This is a genomic window from Methylophilus sp. E2MeOHC9, from assembly GCF_058744375.1.
The window spans coordinates 208,464-225,046 of sequence record NZ_CP196024.1; the positions used below are offsets into that span (position 1 = coordinate 208,464).

The window sequence follows — 16,583 nt, forward strand, 5'->3', positions numbered from 1 at the left end:
ATCATTATTTTGGAGAAGAGGATAAGCTTGATGAAAAATCAATTGATAAAAGGTCTGATCGGTTCCATATTCGCAACGCTGTCATTCAGCGCTTTGGCAGATATTCAGGATGTCCGTGACAACCTGAGCAAACTGCGCGTGCCGGACGGTTTTAAAGTCGATGTTTACGCTGAAGTGCCTGGGGCACGCCAGATGACGCTGGGCACCAATGGCAACGTCTATGTCGGCACCCGTGGCAGCAAAGTCTATGCCGTAGTTGATAAGAACAAAGACCATAAAGCAGACCAGGTAGTCGCGATCCTGGATGACCTGACGGTAGGCAATGGCGTCGCCATGGTAGACGGGCATTTGTATGTGGCCGAACAGCACCGCATCACGCGCTATGCTGCCCCTGACTTTGACCTGACTTTGCCTTTTAAAGCGATGCGCGAAGTGGTTTACGATAAATTACCGAATAAAGCACATCACGGCTGGCGATATATTGCCGCCGGGCCTGATAACAAGTTATACGTCACCATAGGCGCACCATGCAACATCTGCGACCCTACCGGCATCGAAGCTTCCATCATCCGCCTAAATCCGGATGGCAGCCAGGTTGAAACCTTTGCCAAAGGCGTGCGTAACTCAGTCGGGCTGGATTTCCAGCCAGGCACCAACACCCTGTTCTTTACCGACAACGGTGTGGACTTGCTGGGCGCGGATATCCCGCATGACGAGTTGAATGCAGCACCTAAAGCAGGTTTGCACTTTGGTTTCCCTTACTTTGCCGGGGGCGATGCACGTGACCCGAACTGGAAGAACAAGACGCCTCCAGCGGCTGTGACCAAACCGGTAATCGAGTTTCAGGCGCACAGTGCCAACCTGGGCTTCAAGTTTTACACCGGCAAGCAGTTTCCGGCCGAATACCAGGGCAATGCGGTGATTGCGCAACATGGTTCATGGAACCGAAAGGAACCGGTCGGCTATCAACTGGTACGCGTCACTTTTGACGAGCAGAAACAAGTGAAAGAAACCAAGGTATTTATTGACGGCTGGCTCAGTGCCGAAGGTGAAGTCTGGGGACGCCCGAACGATGTGCTGCAATTGCCCGATGGCTCATTGCTGGTATCTGACGACTACAATGGTGTAATTTACCGTGTCAGCTATGATGGTAAAGCGCCAGGTAAATCTGCTGCTGCCGCTCCGGCTACCAGCGCAGGTGAAACAACCTTGAGTGGATTCGCCATGCCGGAATCTGTATTTGCCGCCCCGAATGGCGTGGTGTATGTGTCAGAAATCGGCGAGTTCGGTAAAGCTGGCGATGGCAAAATCACCCAGATCGCCGCAGACGGCACACGCAAAACCTTGGCGGATGGCTTGAATGACCCTAAAGGCCTGGATTTATTCAATGGCCAGCTGTATGTCGCCGATGTGGACAGGGTCGTGCGTATTGATGCACAAAGCGGTCAGCAAACCGTGGTTGCAGATACCTCGGCGTTTCCACGCAAACCGGTTTTCCTGAACGACGTTGAAATCGATGGCCTGGGCAATGTGTATGTCTCTGACAGTGGTGATGACAATGGCAAAGGTGCTGGCATCTTCAAGATCGCAGCCGGCAAAGTGACTGAAGTGCTGAAGGGCAATGGCATCAAACGACCAAACGGCTTGCTGCTGGATGGCCCGGACAGCCTGTTAGTCGCAGACTTTGGCACAGGCAAATTGTTCAGGGTGCAACTGGGTGCTAAAAAAGCCGCTGTCACCTTGCTCAACCAGGGCTTTGGCGGTGCAGATGGCCTGGTCAGGGATGCGCATGGTCATCTGTATGTGAGTGACTGGGCAGGTGGTAATGTTTGGCAATTGGCTGAGCCGAAAGCAACCCCGCAGCTGATTATCAAGGGTTACCAGTCAGCGGCAGATATTAGCCTGTCTGCAGATGGTCAATCTTTACTGGTGCCGGATATGAAAGCGGGTACATTGCATAGCGTGCCAATTCAATAAGCGTTCATTATTCCCTCTCAAGCCCGGCTATTCGCCGGGCTTTTTTGTTCAGCCTGATTGCTCAGCTTTTTTGTTTACCCAGGCATTCTGCTCTGTGTCAGAATGGCATGACAGGCTGGTATCTGGCAGCCTGAATCACTCAACCATCTATACATTTTTTTGTTTGGAGACTTTCATGAAAAATCTGGTTCTTGCACTGCTACTGTCCTCTGTCTGTCTGTCAGTATCTGCAGGCCCGCAACAGGAAAAAATGAAAACCTGTAATGCCGATGCTAAAACCAAGGCACTGCAAGGTGACGAACGTAAAGCCTTTATGAAAGACTGTTTATCGGCCAGTAGTGCAGACTCTGGCCTGACTGCGCAACAGAATAAAATGAAAACCTGCAACGCCGATGCTAAAACCAAGGCATTGAAAGGCGACGAACGCAAAGCCTTTATGAAAACCTGTTTATCCGCTAAATAGGGTCAAAAATCAGTCGCTGATGTTAGCCCCAGACACCTGCAGCGACGCTGCAGGTGTCTATTCAAGAGTCATCCACAGCAAATAATCCACATAACACCTCAAGTTTTTTTCCAGCCTGCCGTTAACCCAGTTAGCCCTTGGTGTGGGATCTAACAGACGAACAGCTTTTAAATACTGTTACCCAGATACCAAGCCATCATTGCAAGCAACGCAAAGATCGAATGGTATGGATAACCCACTCAGAAGACTACCTGTAAAACTGTTATTGATTGTGTTGGCACTGGCGCAGCAGGCATCGGCCGCGACGCTGACGCAACTTTCACCCGTCAGTGATCCCAAGCTGGTCAGCCATCTGGCCATTGAAGCAGGCATGACTGTACTGGCACTGGCATGCATGTTACTCGTGTACCAGTTGTGGCGTTTTTATCAGCGTGCACAACGGCGTGAAACCGAAGTACGCCAACAGATCTGGCGCCAGGCCAATTATGATTACCTGACACAATTACCCAATCGCTACCTGTTACAGCAATGTCTGGAGAGCGCTATCCTGGATTGCCAGCAGTCACAACTACAATTGGGCTTGCTGCTGATAGATCTGGATGGTTTCAAGGACGTGAATGATATTGCCGGGCATGCTGTGGGTGACCGGCTATTGCAGAATGCGGCGCTACGTATTCAATCCTGCGTGCGGGATGGTGATACCACTGCAAAGCTGGGCGGTGATGAGTTTGTGGTGGTGATCCCCAGGCTAAAAGATATCAAAGTATTGCAAGAAATAGGTGCCAAGATTGTTGAAACGGTGCGTTCGCCTTTTCATATCGATGACAATCAGTACTTTGTGACCGCCAGCATAGGCATCGCTGTCTTCCCTGATCACAGTGACTCTGCCGAAACGCTGATGATGTATGCCGACCAGGCCTTGTATGCCGCCAAACGTGCAGGCAAAAACCAGTACCAGTTTTTTACGCAAACCATGCAGCAGGAAATCAAAGAGCGTATTTCGCTCACGCATGATTTACGCTCGGCCATTGAAAATGGCGAGTTACATCTGGTCTATCAGCCCATCTACCGCCTGCATGATATTTCGCTGATCAAAGCAGAAGCGCTGATCCGTTGGCAGCATCCGACGCGTGGCAATATTCCACCCAGCCTGTTTATTCCGCTGGCAGAAGAGTCGGGGATTATTATAGAGATAGGCAAATGGATTTTTAACGAAGTGCTGCATGATTTATCCACCATAGACCCCATGCGCCTGCAAGGCATACAGCTCAGCCTCAATATCTCGCCGGTGCAGTTTGCCCATCCGCAACACCTGATGGCGTTTATCAAGCGCCTCGAGCGGTCTAACATCCCTTGTGAATTATTCTGTTTTGAAATCACTGAAGGCCTGCTGCTGGAGCCTTCACGCGTAGTCCAGGATACTTTGAAATCCCTTAAGCAGGCAGGCATCAAACTTTCGATCGATGACTTTGGCACCGGCTATTCTGCGCTGGGTTATTTGAAGAAATACCATGTTGATTACGTCAAAATTGATAAGTCATTTATCAATAACCTGGGTGTGGATAACTATGACTTTATCCTGTGCCGTTCTATCATCCAGATGGCGCATGAGCTGAATATGCAACTGATTGCCGAGGGCGTGGAAAATGCCCAGCAGGAGAATATCCTCAAAGTGATCAACTGTGACTTTATCCAGGGCTTTCTACATGGAAAACCTGCGATGTTCAGCTCGCTATTGCAGCAGCTAGACCAACAAACACTAGAGCAGTTATCCCAGCCATTACTGGGGGTTGAAAAGAAAGCGGCAGCATTGAAACATGCTGCCACTAAACTGTCTTGATTATTGCAGCGCTTTAGATCAAGTAATGATCCAGCAATAAAGCCGCGAAGATCAGGCTCAGGTAAAGAATCGAGTATTTGAAAGTGGTCTTGGCCAGCTCATCCGAGTAACGACGGTAAAGGCTGACCACATAGTAAAGAAACACGGCATTCAGAGCCACTGCGGATGCCAGATACAACCAGCCACTCATGCCCAGGCCATAAGGCATCAAAGACACCACGATCAGGATCACGGTATACAGCAAGATATGCAGCAAGGTAAATTGCTCACCGTGCGTCACCGGCAACATCGGCATGCCGACCTTGGCGTATTCTTCACGGCGGTATAAGGCCAGCGCCCAGAAATGCGGTGGCGTCCAGGCAAAAATAATCAGGAACATGACCAACGCTTCTGGCGAGACGGTGTTATTGACTGCGGCCCAACCCAGGATAGGCGGCATGGCACCGGACGCACCACCAATGACAATATTCATCGGTGTCGCCGGTTTCAGGAAAACCGTATAAATCACGGCATACCCTACGAATGTCCCCAGTGTCAGCCACATGGTGAGCGGGTTTACCCAGTAATACAAAATACTCAGGCCCAAGCCACCAAGCACACTGGCAAACAGCAAGGTTTCCATTTGCGACAGTTGCCCGGTAGGGATAGGACGCGCGCGCGTCCGCGCCATCATGGCATCGATCTTGTGTTCGATTAAGCAGTTAAACGCAGCGGCAGCGCCCGAGGCAAAGGCAATGCCCACTGTTGCTGCCAGTAATATCTGTAGCGACACCATGCCAGGTGTAGCCATGAACATGCCTATGATCGCCGTAAAAACAATGAGCGCCGTGACTCGCGGCTTGCACAGCGCATAAAAATTGCGCAAGCTCATTTTGGCCGATGTCAGTTGTGTAACCCAAATACTTTGCATGACTAATCCCCCAACTTTTCTAATAAGACGTATTCATTAATCTTGCATTCACAGTCACCAGGCAAATGCCCAGCAACGCAGCGCCCGCGTTATGCAACACTGCCAGCACCACCGGCAGTTGCAAAAGCAAGTTGCCTATGCCGACGCTGATTTGTAACAACAACAGAACCAGCAGTGTCCATGCCAAGGTCCTGGCAGTTTTGCGTTGTAACAAAATCTTAATGCTGACCAGGCCCCAGGCAAGCACAAGCAAAGCGCCCAGCCGGTGCACCCACTGAATCGCCGTCAAAGCGTCCAGGTGCAATTGACCGCCAGCACGGCTTTCACCCAGTTTGCGTGTCAGGTGAAATGCATCATGCATATCCATGCCCGGCCACCACAGGCCATGACAGGTTGGAAAATCAGTACAGGCCAGTGCCGCATAATTACTACTGGTCCAGCCACCCAGCATGACTTGCAGTATCCAGACCAGCAACGCCAGGCGTAACCACCATTGCTGGGCTGATGGTAACGCGATGGATGGCGGTGCGGTATTGCGCACAGCGATCCAGCACAATACTGCCAGCGTGGTCATGCCGCCCAGCAGATGCAGCGTCACTATGACTGGCTTAAGTAACAGGGTCACTGTCCACATGCCCAGCAATGCCTGCATCACGATCAACACCACCAGGGCAACAGACAACTGCCAGCTGGTACGGATTGTCCGCCGGTGCTTATACGCCAGCCAGGCCAGGCCAACTACCAGCAAGCCCAGACTGCCTGCCAGGTAACGATGTGCCATTTCTTTCCAGGCCTTGGCATGTTCCAGTGGCCGATCAGGGTATGCCTGCTGTGCAGACTGGATCGCGGATTCACTTTGCGGAACAGACAAGGCGCCATAGCAGCCTGGCCAGTCAGGGCAGCCTAATCCGGCATCGGATAAGCGCACATATGAGCCTAATACCACTACACAAAATGCCAGGACAACGGCTAACACACTTAATCTTTTAAACATGATCAACCAGCCCAGGAAGCCTTCAGCAATTTCATCAGGTCTTTACGTATCCACTTCGCTTCCTGCCCAAGGTCATACTGCATCATGATATTGCCCAGCGGATCAATAAAATACACCCGTTGTGCTGCCAGTGTATTCTGCCCACCGCCACTCAACATACGCCCCAGGGCAGCCACCTGCTCAGATTCACCGTTGATAATCAACAGGTCAGGATAACGTGCACGAATCTCCTGCGTGTCTGCCTGCTGCGTGATCAGCACGCGCTGCACGCGTATCATGTCTTTATACAATGAGACATACACTTGCCTTAAATCGTATAAACGCTGCATGCAACGTGCATCGCATTCGCCAGCGATCAGCACCATGCTCCACTTATCCTGCCAGAATGCCGGCGCAGCTTGTTGGTTGTCAGTGACCCAATGGGTAGTTGAAGCAATGGAAACCGGGGGTTGAATCAGCTGGCCGTAGCTTTTACCACTGGGGCGCCAATCAAACTTGATCATTGCCACCACGACCACCAAAGGCACGGTGAAGAAAATCGCCAGCAGTAAAAAGATCATGCGCCCTTTGCGCTGCTGTGCGGTACTCAATGAAACCTGCGTAGTTGAATTTTCTTGCATGAACCTGCCTGACTAATCTTTTTCCTGCCGTTTTTCCAGCATTTGATACACACCAATCAGGATGCTTGCCAAAGCAAAACCAAACCATTGATAGGCATAACTTAAATGTTTCTCAACCTGTCCGGCAGGGACATCCCAATGCCGGACAAACCCATCTTGCGCAACCGCAGCATCCAGCTTCAATATGGCATGCGGCAGTAAGGGGTAAGGTAACTGCTTCTGCAAATACTCAAAATCGATCACCTGCTGTACTTTACTCCAGGTTTCACGTGGTTTACCCAATTGAAAGCCGGTTTTTTTTTGATGCCACAACATCCCTGCCACAGTCTGCTCGGCGGGGTTAGTGGCTATGACTGGCAACTGCTGGTGATCATTAAAGCCTGCCACCCATCCACGATTGACCAGAATCACCGTGTGCTGATCATTTAACAAAAATGGTGTCAGCACATGAAAGCCTGCCTGCCCCTGCTCCACCTGGTTGTCGATGAAAAAGCTCTGTTCAACCAGATAATGCCCCGTCAGTTTGACCGTCCGCGTATGTAGTGCCTCTATATTATCTTCATCCAGCTTACCCTGCGCGAGCAGTTCGACCACATTGAGTTTGCCATCGGCCAGGGCAAGCGTAATCACCTGCTTTTGTTCGGCTTTGTGCCACTGCCACATGCCCAATTTTAAACAGCCAAAAACCATGAGCGCCACGACCAATATCACCACCGGCCGCACCCTCAAAACATACGATCCTAAAGGTATTTGCATTTTCTTACTTACAGCCCATAATGTGTCTTCACTATTTGCTTTCACTTAGCGCAGGATCACACCATGCTTATTAAAATTGCAACTGTTCTTATACTACTTGTCATCATAGGCAGTTTGTTTTCAGCCCTGGTATTTCTACTCAAGGATAAACAGGGTTCTGACCGCACAGTAAAAGCATTGACTATGCGTATTGGCCTGTCCATCACTTTATTTCTACTGCTGATTATCGCCGCTCACTTTGGCTATATTGGCCATACGCTTTAGCGTACTGCCATTGATCACGTGCCACCTTATTCACTAACTTTTGCCGCACAGTCTCAAGTGAGTCATATTTGTTGATTAACAACTAACTCAGACAAGCAATTGAAGAAAAGGGCGCTTTCGGCGCCCTTTTTTGTACTACTAGAGCATGTAGACAAAGATATACAAGCCTAACCACACCACATCCACAAAGTGCCAGTACCAGGCTACACCTTCAAAACCAAAATGATGTTCTGGCGTGAAGTGGCCTTTAATACTGCGCAGCAAAATAACAATCAGCATCAATGTACCAATAGTCACATGGAAACCGTGAAAACCAGTCAGCATGAAGAAAGTGGCGCCATAAGCACCGGACTTCAATGTTAATCCCATTTCGGTGTAAGCATGATGATATTCAGCAGCCTGGCAAATCAGGAAAGTAATCCCCAAAGCCACTGTCAAAGCCAAACCTACAATCAGTTGCTTGCGATTATTTTTAATCAGCCCCCAATGCGCCCAGGTAATGGTAGCGCCCGAGCTTAATAGCAACAGCGTATTGATCAGGGGCAGGCCACTCCAAGACATCGGGTGGAATTCAGGGTTAGGCTTGAACGTCTCCCCCAGCACCACACCGCCCGGGCCCTGTGATGGCCAGCTGTTAAGAAAGTCTTTATAGGGTGTAATATCCGGCGCATAGGAAGCCAGATCAGGTACCGACAATACCCGCATGTAAAACAAAGCGCCAAAGAAAGCCGCAAAAAACGCGACCTCCGAACAGATAAATACAATCATGCCGATACGGAATGACTTGTCTTCCCATTTTTTATACTGCCCGGTCAGGCTCTCGGTAACGACATCACTCAGCCATTTGAACATCATGAACAGAATGATCGCCAGGCCCAGGTACATCATGTACTTGCCAGGGGTAGCCAGATAGTCGAGAGATGGATTCTTAAGCGAGCCATCACCGCGTAAATCAGAGCCCGTGACGTTAAATACAAAACCGCTGGCCATGGAGAGTAGACCAACAGAAATGAAGGCCGGATAAATACTGCCGTGTGGTACGAAATAATGGTTATCTGAATGACTTGCCATGCCTAACTCCCAATCATTTGATTTTTATAATGACGCAAGCTGTGTTTAAGCTCACTTTCATCGCCATACGTTGTTGCGCATAAAAAATTTCTTTGGATCAATAGATACCACGTCGAAATTTCTTACTCAGCCTGGCTTAAAAGTTGCACTTAATACGAGCTTCCTTAATTCACACATCAATTGTTAATTTGAATCATTACTCGCCGGAAAAAATGAGTACGATAACGTTAACTCACTCACATCTGGCGGCAGATCCGCGCTGATAAAAAACCTGAGTGGCAGCTGTTTCACCTGACCGGGATTGAGGGATTGCCGCACAAAGCAAAAACACTCTATCTTTTTCAGGTGGGCCGACGCTTTACCCGGTGTGACACTCGGAATCGCCTGCCCCGCCACCACTTCACTCGTAATATTTTTCGCTTCAAACATCACCACGGTCACTTGCCCAGGGTGCACTTTGACGCTACTTTGTTTGGGATAAAAATTCCAACCCAAGCCTGGCATCACCGAAGAAACAAACTGCACTGTCACCTCACGCGAGGTATCTACCTTTTGTGCAGTTGCTGTCTGTGCGATATTGCTGGTTTTGCCATTCAAACCGGTAACAGAGCAAATCACGTCATACAGCGGCACCAAAGCAAATGCAAACAGCAAAGCACCTGCAACAATCCACACTAACTTAAGTGCTAGTTTTTTATTATCCTGCGACTGTTGCTCGTTCACGACTGCATGCTCAACAATATCATTTCCACATGGTAAACATTGAAACCACATACCATGCGATTGCCACACCAGCCAAAATCCAGGCAATCATTTTATTGTTACTTTGCTTCGGTTTGTTGCTCAAAATCTTTTCCTGTATATCTCTGTGCCAGTATGCTTTTAACACCAGTGCCATTTAGCTATTAAATGACACTGGCTTCAAGCACCACTACTTAACGATAGGTTGCTCAGTGAAGCTGTGATAAGGCGGAGGTGAAGGCAATGTCCACTCCAGGCCAATCGCGCCTTCCCACACTTTGTCTGTCGCTTTTTGTCCGCCTCTGGCACAACTGATGATGTTGTAAACCAGTAACAGCTGTGACAAGCCCAGTACAAAGGCACCTACCGTCGAAATCATATTGAATTCGGCAAACTGCAATGCATAGTCAGGAATCCGACGTGGCATGCCTGCCAACCCGACAAAGAACTGCGGAATGAAAGTGACATTGAATGAAATGGCGGTTAACCAGAAGTGCAACTTGCCCAGCTTCTCGTTGTACATATGGCCTGTCATTTTTGGCAGCCAGTAATAAACGCCAGCCATGATGCCCATGATGCCACCGGCAAATAAGGTGTAATGGAAATGTGCGACCACGAAATAACTATTGTGGTATTGCGCATCGGCGGCCACATCAGCCAGTACCAGGCCGGTCAGGCCACCAACACCAAACAGGATAATCCAGCCCACGGAGAACAGCATCGGGGTCTCAAAACTCATCGCCCCTTTCCACATGGTACGGATCCAGCAATAGAATAAAACAGCGAGTGGCAGCGAAATAGCCATAGTGCTATACATAAAGTACAGCAGCGCCGGCACTGGCATACCTGCAGTAAAGAAGTGATGCGCCCACACTACCACTGACAGGGCACCGATGGACCACAGCGAATACACTTGCGCCTTGTAACCATACATTGGTTTACGGCTGAATGTCTGCAGGATTTGTGGAATGAAACCCCATACCGGCAACAGCAGAATATAGACTTCAGGGTGACCGAAGAACCAGAATAAATGCTGGAACATGATAGGGTCGCCACCACCGGCCGCATCAAAGAAGTGCGTGCCAAAATGGCGGTCTGTCAGCAACATGGTCACTGCCCCTGCCAACACCGGAATGGTTGCAATCAACAGGAAGGCAGTGATCAGCCAGCCCCATGCAAACAATGGCATCTTCATCAACGTCATGCCTGGCGCACGCATGTTGAAAATGGTCACAATCACGTTAATAGAACCTAATACTGAAGAGATCCCCAGCAAGTGCACGGCAAAAATGGCGAAGTCCACGCCTATGCCACCTTGCACAGAGAGTGGCGGATAGAAGGTCCAGCCAGTTGCCAGTGCGCCATCACCGATGCCGAACAGTGCCAGGGTAAAAGGCAGTGTCAGCAAAATGGCAGAAGGTGGCAAAATCCAGAAGCCCCAGTTATTCAACCGCGGCAATGCCATATCCGGCGCGCCCAGTTGCAACGGTAACATCCAGTTGGCAAAACCAGTCGCGGCAGGCATTAACGCCGCAAAAATCATGATCAGCGCATGCACGCCGATTAACTGGTTGAAGAACTCAGGGTTCATCAATTGCAGGCCTGGCTTGAACAGTTCGGCACGTATGCCGAGAATCATACAGCCACCAACCAAAAACATCACCAGTGAAAATGTCAGGTACATGGTCCCGATATCCTTGTGGTTGGTCGTCGTCAACCAACGCATTATCCCGGTAGGATGCTCCTGGTGCTCGTCGTGATGTGCTACGGAAGTAGTACTCATCGTTGCTCTCCTAAAAATCTCTTAAAGTATTATTCACGTGCTGCTTTGACTTGTGGCGGTTGCACCAAGGCATCTACCGAAGCGGTATTCCCCAGGGCATTACGCTCATAAGTAATCACTGCAGCTATTTCAGTGTCATTCAAGGTCCCTTTCCAGGGCGGCATCACGCCTTTGCCGTTCAGTACTCGGTCAAGATGACTGTCTTTTTGATATTTGCCATCCGCCCCGAAAATCGGCCCTACGGCAATCTTGCTGCCTGTTAGCGCCGGGAATGCAGGAGGTAAGCCTGCACCTGTCACCTGGTGACAAACCGCACAGTTCTTCTCGTAAACGATTTTGCCTTGCGCCAGCAATTCTTCTTTGGTTAACTCTTTGACATCGCCAGCAGCTTTTTGCTCATCTTGTTTCTTACCGGCCCAGGCAGCGAACTCTTCTTTAGAGACGGCGTTCACCACCACTGGCATATAACCATGGCCTTTACCGCATAACTCTTTACATTGGCCACGATACACACCGGTTTTTTCAACCTGCACCCAGGTCTCACGGATAAAGCCCGGGACAGCCACGCGTGAAGAACCAAACTGCGGCACCCACCAGTTATGCAATACATCGGATGCGGTCATCAGGATGCGGACTTTTTCGCCCACAGGCAACACCAGCGGATTATCGACCTCCAGCAGGTAGTTTTCGCCTTTTTCTTCTTTGTTGTTCAGCTGGTCATTAGAAGTAGCCAGGTTGCTGACGAACTTGATGCCTTTGGCATCGCCGTCGAGATACTCATATTGCCACCGCCATTGCGAACCAGTGATTTTGATCACCATGGTTGACTGGTCACGCGTATCTTCCATCATCACCACACTGTGGTAAGCCGGAATGCCCATGATGACAAAGTCGATCAGCAACAAAATGACAAAAGGGATCAGCGTCCAGAAGATCTCCATGGTGGTGGAGGGTGCCTTATCAACAACAGCTTTATAGCCCTTGGTGTGGCGGTGCTTCACAATGGAATAAATCATGATTGCCAACACCACCACAAAAATCACGGCGGTAATCAGCATAAATTTATTATGAACATGCAGCGTGTCCAGTGCCATAGGTGTCACTGGCTCTGGGAAGTTGAACGTATAGTCAGCGCGTGCGCTTAATGAATAAAACAGTGCAAAAGCACTAACCCCGAGTTTCTTCATTCCTTGCATCTAATCTGCTCCAAAATCTAGTTATTTAGTTTTGAGAAGTGTCCGCCTGAGATGAGACACCAGTTCATCGCGTTGCGCGTTGTTCATGGTGTCACGACCAAACTCGACTTCTTGATTATGGGACCCAATCCACAGTGACGTTTTACCGTTCTCATCTTCCCTGAGCGTTATACGGGTCCAATATCGTTGAAAGCGAACGTGTTTTATTTTTCCCAACACACTTTGTTCAATCTCAACATGATCCTCAGCGAATGTGATTTTTTCGTAATCACTACTGTGTCGCAAGACCAACACAAACGCCAGAACCACTAACACTAATTCCAAACCAGCAAATGGCAACACCATCCAGGCACCGATATGCAAAAAAGCAATGGCTATCAGCCCCGTTAATACGCCTAAACTCAGCAGCAACCTCCACACACTTTCAGCAGAAGCGGAAGCGTTTGGCTTTGCAATGCATTGTGTTTCGCAGATGGATAACATGTTTGCCAACCCAGAACTGAATCTGTAGCAACTAAATTACGTTTAGTTACAAATTTGTTACACATTGAAAGGTAGCATAAGACAACCTGAGTGACAAGAAAAAAGAGCATGGGCAGCCAGGAAAAAGTTGCCGATTCACCAACCAAGCAAATCAGAATGTCGGCCACCGCATGATTTTAGAATAGTGCATTTCGATAAAAAAAATTAAAAAAATCAGTAAGATGGCGGACGATTTCTTTACAACTGCAAACGGTTAGCAGCTGATTTTTTCACGTGAGAATTCGTGTTTATTTCATTAAAAATCCAGCCAATCGAGTGGGATCATTCCTGCGTTTTCAAAAAAATCCCCTGCACTTACCGGAGGAAGTTGGTAAGTGCAGGGGTGAAATGCAGGCATCATCGTTTAGAAAGTGCGGGATTGGCTTTCCGAGTATGCCTGCTGCAGAGCGGTTATATTTCTTATTCCAATCTGAAGGAAACCGGAATGGTGATCTTGAATGTTTTGCTTCTTAAGCTATCTTTTGTGCCAAGTTGCGCGATGGCTTTTTTCACCATGCGTACGGCCTCTTCATCGAGTGGCGCATGTTTACTGCTCTCGACCAGCGACACCTGCATCAACTCTCCACGCACAAACTGCGCCAGAATAGTCACATCACCTTCCAGATGCCGCCTGACGGCAATGGTCGGATACTGTTTACTTTTATTGACCAGAGATCGTAACTGATCGCCATAATCGCCCCACGCATCATTGTCGCTCGCGGTGAGCTCATCCGACTCACTACTCGCAGGTGCATTGACTGCAGGCGCTGAACGGGTGTCTTTAGCGACTGACTCGGTCGCCGTGTGGTTTGCCGCATCGCTATGACTTGGTGAAGCTGTTGTATTCACGGCTGGCGCCGGTTCCACCCGTGCAGGCAAGGCCTGCTCCGGTACCTGATAATTTGCCTCATTGTTTGAGGGGGCCGTAATGACTGACTTCTGATTCTCCACCGGCGGCGCTGTGCGTGGCTTGACGGTTGTAGTCGTCCTCTGTGGCTCTGGTGGGGCCGAGGTCACCACCGGCGGAGAAACCTGTTGTTCGCTGGGCTTTGAAGCAGGCATTTTCATGGTGAAAAATTCGATTTCCAGCTTATCTGGTAATTCCGGCAGTTGGATATGACTGAGTGTCGGGTAGATGGTAACCACCAACAAATGCAGCCCAATCGAGATGCCTACTGCACGCCATACCTTGGCATGACTCTCTTCGTCAATCAACACCAGGCTGGTCATGGCAATGGCCTCATTTGCTGCATAGCCCTCACTTAGCCGATTCCGGCGACATCACAAAGCTGAACTTGCTGATGCCTGCCCGCTGTATCGCCGCCAGTACCTTGGCCACGATGCCGTACTCGGCATGCTCATCGGCGTAGATCTCCACCGCAGGGTCTTGTTGCTGCTTCAAGGTGCCAAGGTTAGTGGTCAGGGCGTCCAGGGCGAGCTTTTTCTGATCAAGAAAGACATCGCCACCATCGGTGATGCTGATATGCGCAGTCTTGGGCACGGTGATGGCGACTTCAGCACTGGCTTTGGGTAGTTTGACCTTCACCGCATTCATGAGTAAGGGGGCGGTGACGATAAACACTGTCAGTAATACCAGCATGACATCCACCAGTGGCGTGACGTTGATCTCGCTCACCAGGTCTTCTTGTTCTGCATCGCCTAAGATAGCCATTTGCCTGTGCCTAGCTTTCTACGCCGGATTGAGTGAGTAATGACTGGAAGCGGCTGGCGACTTGCTCCATATCGGCCCGGTGTACTTTCTGCCTGCGCATGAAGTAGTTATAGGCGAGTACGGCAGGCACGGCAGTGGCAATGCCAATGGCGGTGGCGATCAGGGCTTCGCCGATGGGGCCGGCGACGACGTCTAAGCCGGCAGAGCCGGTGGCGGTGATGGTCTTCAGCGCATTCATGATGCCCCAGACGGTGCCGAACAAGCCTATGAAAGGCGCGGTAGAGCCTATGCTGGCTAAGACGGCGACACCACCATCCATACGTTTATGTTCAAGATATGCCTGTTGCTTGAGCGAAAGCAAAATGACTTCCTGGCGTTCGTTGCGGCGTAGTACTGAATTGGCCATGACTTCGTTCATGGCATTCATGCCGGCATTACACAACCGGGCGAAGCTGCTTTCGCTTTTGGAGATGAGTAAAGGTAACTCATAGATACTGCGCGTCTGTTGCCACTCAGACAGGAAGTCAGTGGATTCACTTTGCGCCTTGTACCAGGCCCAGCTTTTGACAATGATGATGGCCCACACCACCACTGAGAGCACGCTCAGCAAATACAGCACTAAATCTACGATGTCAGGTACCAGGTCCACGAATTACCCCTCAAGCTAAAAAATCAATCCTTTTTTGAACACAAATGCAACATCGGGAAAAACACCCATTGACATGGGGAATATTTCCTTTTAATGCGCCTACATATATTCATCGCTGGGGAAGCAAAAAACCTCACGTTTTTAACTTAAATTTACATTTAAGCTTAGAAAACGTTATTTTGTGGATCAATGTCGTTATCGATGGCTTGCCGAGGTGTGGGTGGGGTGCTGAATCAGAGATACGTCATTAAGGTGCAGTAGTTGCTACACTCGCTAAAGCGGATTCTGGCCGGAAATAGCGGGTGGCACATAGACGAAATACCATTCGCCGTAATAGCGTTTGTTATTCAAATGCTGCAAATCACCGCGATAGCCTTTGATCTTGAAAGGTGGTTTGTCAGACAAACTATAAATGCCCATGATGCCGCCGCTGGGGGCTTCCACGATACCCCAGCCTTCCCGCTGTGTGATCGGGTCAAGGTAAGGTTTGCGTAAATGGCGCCGCGGGCTGGGAAACCGCTCATCATTGAGCAACGCTTCAAAAGTATGCGGAAACATTTTTACCACGCCTGGCGTCTGGTTGTAATAGCGTCCGATGGCATCTCTATAGGCCAGGCCGACGCGGATCAACTCCTGCTCCCTTTCACGCAAGACCTGGGTCTGCCAGCGCATGGCGGCCTGCGCCATGACCAACCCACTCAGCATCACCAGCATAAACATGCCGATCAGCACAAAACCAGAAGGTGCGCGCTTACCAGATGGCATAGGGCGTGCCATCGCCTGAGAGCTGGTTAGAACCACTATGCACATCGAATACGCTGCCCTGCTCGTCAATATTAGGCGGTAAGGTAATCACCCAGGTATCACTACGTTCTGTCATCGGGTCAGGAGGAATCGCTTTCAGGTACTGCCGCTCAACCAACTCTTCGAGAACTTCAGGATACCGGTTTTTATCGCTATAAAATTTGTCGATGGCGTCGCGCATGGTCAGCAGATCATGCCGCAAAGTTGTTTCCTTTGAACGCTGCAACATATGCATGAATTTAGGGCTGACGATGGTCAGCAGCATGGCCAGGATCGCCAGCACCACCAGCATTTCAATCAGTGTGAATCCGCGTTTCATCT

General features: G+C 49.7%; 18 protein-coding genes. 4 read left to right on the forward strand and 14 right to left on the reverse strand.

Annotated elements, in window-relative coordinates:
* Window positions 1–30 precede the first annotated feature (30 nt).
* From ACSSVF_RS00995 to ACSSVF_RS01005, 3 genes are all read left to right on the forward strand, one after another.
* Window positions 31–1,977: an SMP-30/gluconolactonase/LRE family protein gene (locus tag ACSSVF_RS00995; protein ID WP_492404776.1), complete on the forward strand. Its 1,947-nt coding sequence runs from the start codon at window positions 31–33 to the stop codon at window positions 1,975–1,977.
* A gap of 175 nt (window positions 1,978–2,152) precedes the next feature.
* Complete coding sequence (locus ACSSVF_RS01000) at window positions 2,153–2,440, forward strand: PsiF family protein (protein ID WP_492404777.1); 288 nt, start codon at window positions 2,153–2,155, stop codon at window positions 2,438–2,440.
* Window positions 2,441–2,666: 226 nt separating this feature from the next.
* Complete coding sequence (locus ACSSVF_RS01005; RefSeq protein ID WP_492404778.1) at window positions 2,667–4,280, forward strand: putative bifunctional diguanylate cyclase/phosphodiesterase; 1,614 nt, start codon at window positions 2,667–2,669, stop codon at window positions 4,278–4,280.
* A gap of 13 nt (window positions 4,281–4,293) precedes the next feature.
* Here the strand turns inward: ACSSVF_RS01005 and cyoE are convergent, their stop codons facing one another.
* Genes cyoE through ACSSVF_RS01025 form a run of 4 tightly spaced genes read right to left on the reverse strand, consistent with a single transcriptional unit; the run spans window position 4,294 to window position 7,467 of the window.
* On the reverse strand, window positions 4,294–5,190 hold the full coding sequence (gene cyoE, locus ACSSVF_RS01010) for a heme o synthase (protein WP_492404780.1): 897 nt from the start codon (window positions 5,188–5,190) through the stop codon (window positions 4,294–4,296).
* Window positions 5,191–5,209: 19 nt separating this feature from the next.
* Window positions 5,210–6,184: a COX15/CtaA family protein gene (locus tag ACSSVF_RS01015; RefSeq protein WP_492404781.1), complete on the reverse strand. Its 975-nt coding sequence runs from the start codon at window positions 6,182–6,184 to the stop codon at window positions 5,210–5,212.
* Window positions 6,185–6,186: 2 nt separating this feature from the next.
* Window positions 6,187–6,804: an SCO family protein gene (locus tag ACSSVF_RS01020; RefSeq protein WP_492404783.1), complete on the reverse strand. Its 618-nt coding sequence runs from the start codon at window positions 6,802–6,804 to the stop codon at window positions 6,187–6,189.
* A 12-nt stretch (window positions 6,805–6,816) separates the two neighbouring features.
* The gene (locus ACSSVF_RS01025; RefSeq protein WP_492404784.1) at window positions 6,817–7,467 is read right to left on the reverse strand and encodes an SURF1 family protein; all 651 of its coding nucleotides are present in this window, start codon (window positions 7,465–7,467) and stop codon (window positions 6,817–6,819) included.
* A 156-nt stretch (window positions 7,468–7,623) separates the two neighbouring features.
* Between ACSSVF_RS01025 and ACSSVF_RS01030 the strand changes: the two genes are divergently transcribed.
* Entirely contained in the window at window positions 7,624–7,824 is a 201-nt protein-coding gene (locus tag ACSSVF_RS01030; protein WP_379034886.1) for a twin transmembrane helix small protein, read from the forward strand.
* Between the two features lie 138 nt (window positions 7,825–7,962).
* On the opposite strand, the gene ACSSVF_RS01035 is transcribed toward ACSSVF_RS01030, so the two are convergent.
* From ACSSVF_RS01035 to ACSSVF_RS01080, 10 genes are all read right to left on the reverse strand, one after another.
* A complete protein-coding gene (locus tag ACSSVF_RS01035) occupies window positions 7,963–8,895 on the reverse strand; it encodes a cytochrome c oxidase subunit 3 (RefSeq protein WP_492404786.1) in 933 nt (310 codons plus the stop codon).
* Window positions 8,896–9,078: 183 nt separating this feature from the next.
* On the reverse strand, window positions 9,079–9,618 hold the full coding sequence (locus ACSSVF_RS01040; RefSeq protein WP_492404787.1) for a cytochrome c oxidase assembly protein: 540 nt from the start codon (window positions 9,616–9,618) through the stop codon (window positions 9,079–9,081).
* Between the two features lie 208 nt (window positions 9,619–9,826).
* Entirely contained in the window at window positions 9,827–11,419 is a 1,593-nt protein-coding gene (ctaD, locus tag ACSSVF_RS01045; RefSeq protein WP_442585639.1) for a cytochrome c oxidase subunit I, read from the reverse strand.
* Window positions 11,420–11,448: 29 nt separating this feature from the next.
* On the reverse strand, window positions 11,449–12,615 hold the full coding sequence (coxB, locus tag ACSSVF_RS01050; protein WP_492404788.1) for a cytochrome c oxidase subunit II: 1,167 nt from the start codon (window positions 12,613–12,615) through the stop codon (window positions 11,449–11,451).
* A gap of 21 nt (window positions 12,616–12,636) precedes the next feature.
* On the reverse strand, window positions 12,637–13,098 hold the full coding sequence (locus ACSSVF_RS01055; protein ID WP_492404789.1) for a DUF2244 domain-containing protein: 462 nt from the start codon (window positions 13,096–13,098) through the stop codon (window positions 12,637–12,639).
* 459 nt (window positions 13,099–13,557) lie between these two features.
* Entirely contained in the window at window positions 13,558–14,367 is an 810-nt protein-coding gene (locus ACSSVF_RS01060; protein ID WP_492404790.1) for an energy transducer TonB, read from the reverse strand.
* 28 nt (window positions 14,368–14,395) lie between these two features.
* On the reverse strand, window positions 14,396–14,809 hold the full coding sequence (locus ACSSVF_RS01065) for an ExbD/TolR family protein (RefSeq protein WP_492402505.1): 414 nt from the start codon (window positions 14,807–14,809) through the stop codon (window positions 14,396–14,398).
* A gap of 10 nt (window positions 14,810–14,819) precedes the next feature.
* Window positions 14,820–15,458 (reverse strand): MotA/TolQ/ExbB proton channel family protein, encoded by a 639-nt coding sequence (locus ACSSVF_RS01070; RefSeq protein ID WP_492404792.1) that lies wholly within the window; start codon window positions 15,456–15,458, stop codon window positions 14,820–14,822.
* 273 nt (window positions 15,459–15,731) lie between these two features.
* On the reverse strand, window positions 15,732–16,223 hold the full coding sequence (locus ACSSVF_RS01075; RefSeq protein WP_492404794.1) for a type II secretion system protein: 492 nt from the start codon (window positions 16,221–16,223) through the stop codon (window positions 15,732–15,734).
* A complete protein-coding gene (locus ACSSVF_RS01080) occupies window positions 16,210–16,581 on the reverse strand; it encodes a type II secretion system protein (protein ID WP_492404795.1) in 372 nt (123 codons plus the stop codon). The genes ACSSVF_RS01075 and ACSSVF_RS01080 overlap by 14 nt, the downstream gene beginning before the upstream one ends.
* Window positions 16,582–16,583: the final 2 nt, after the last annotated feature.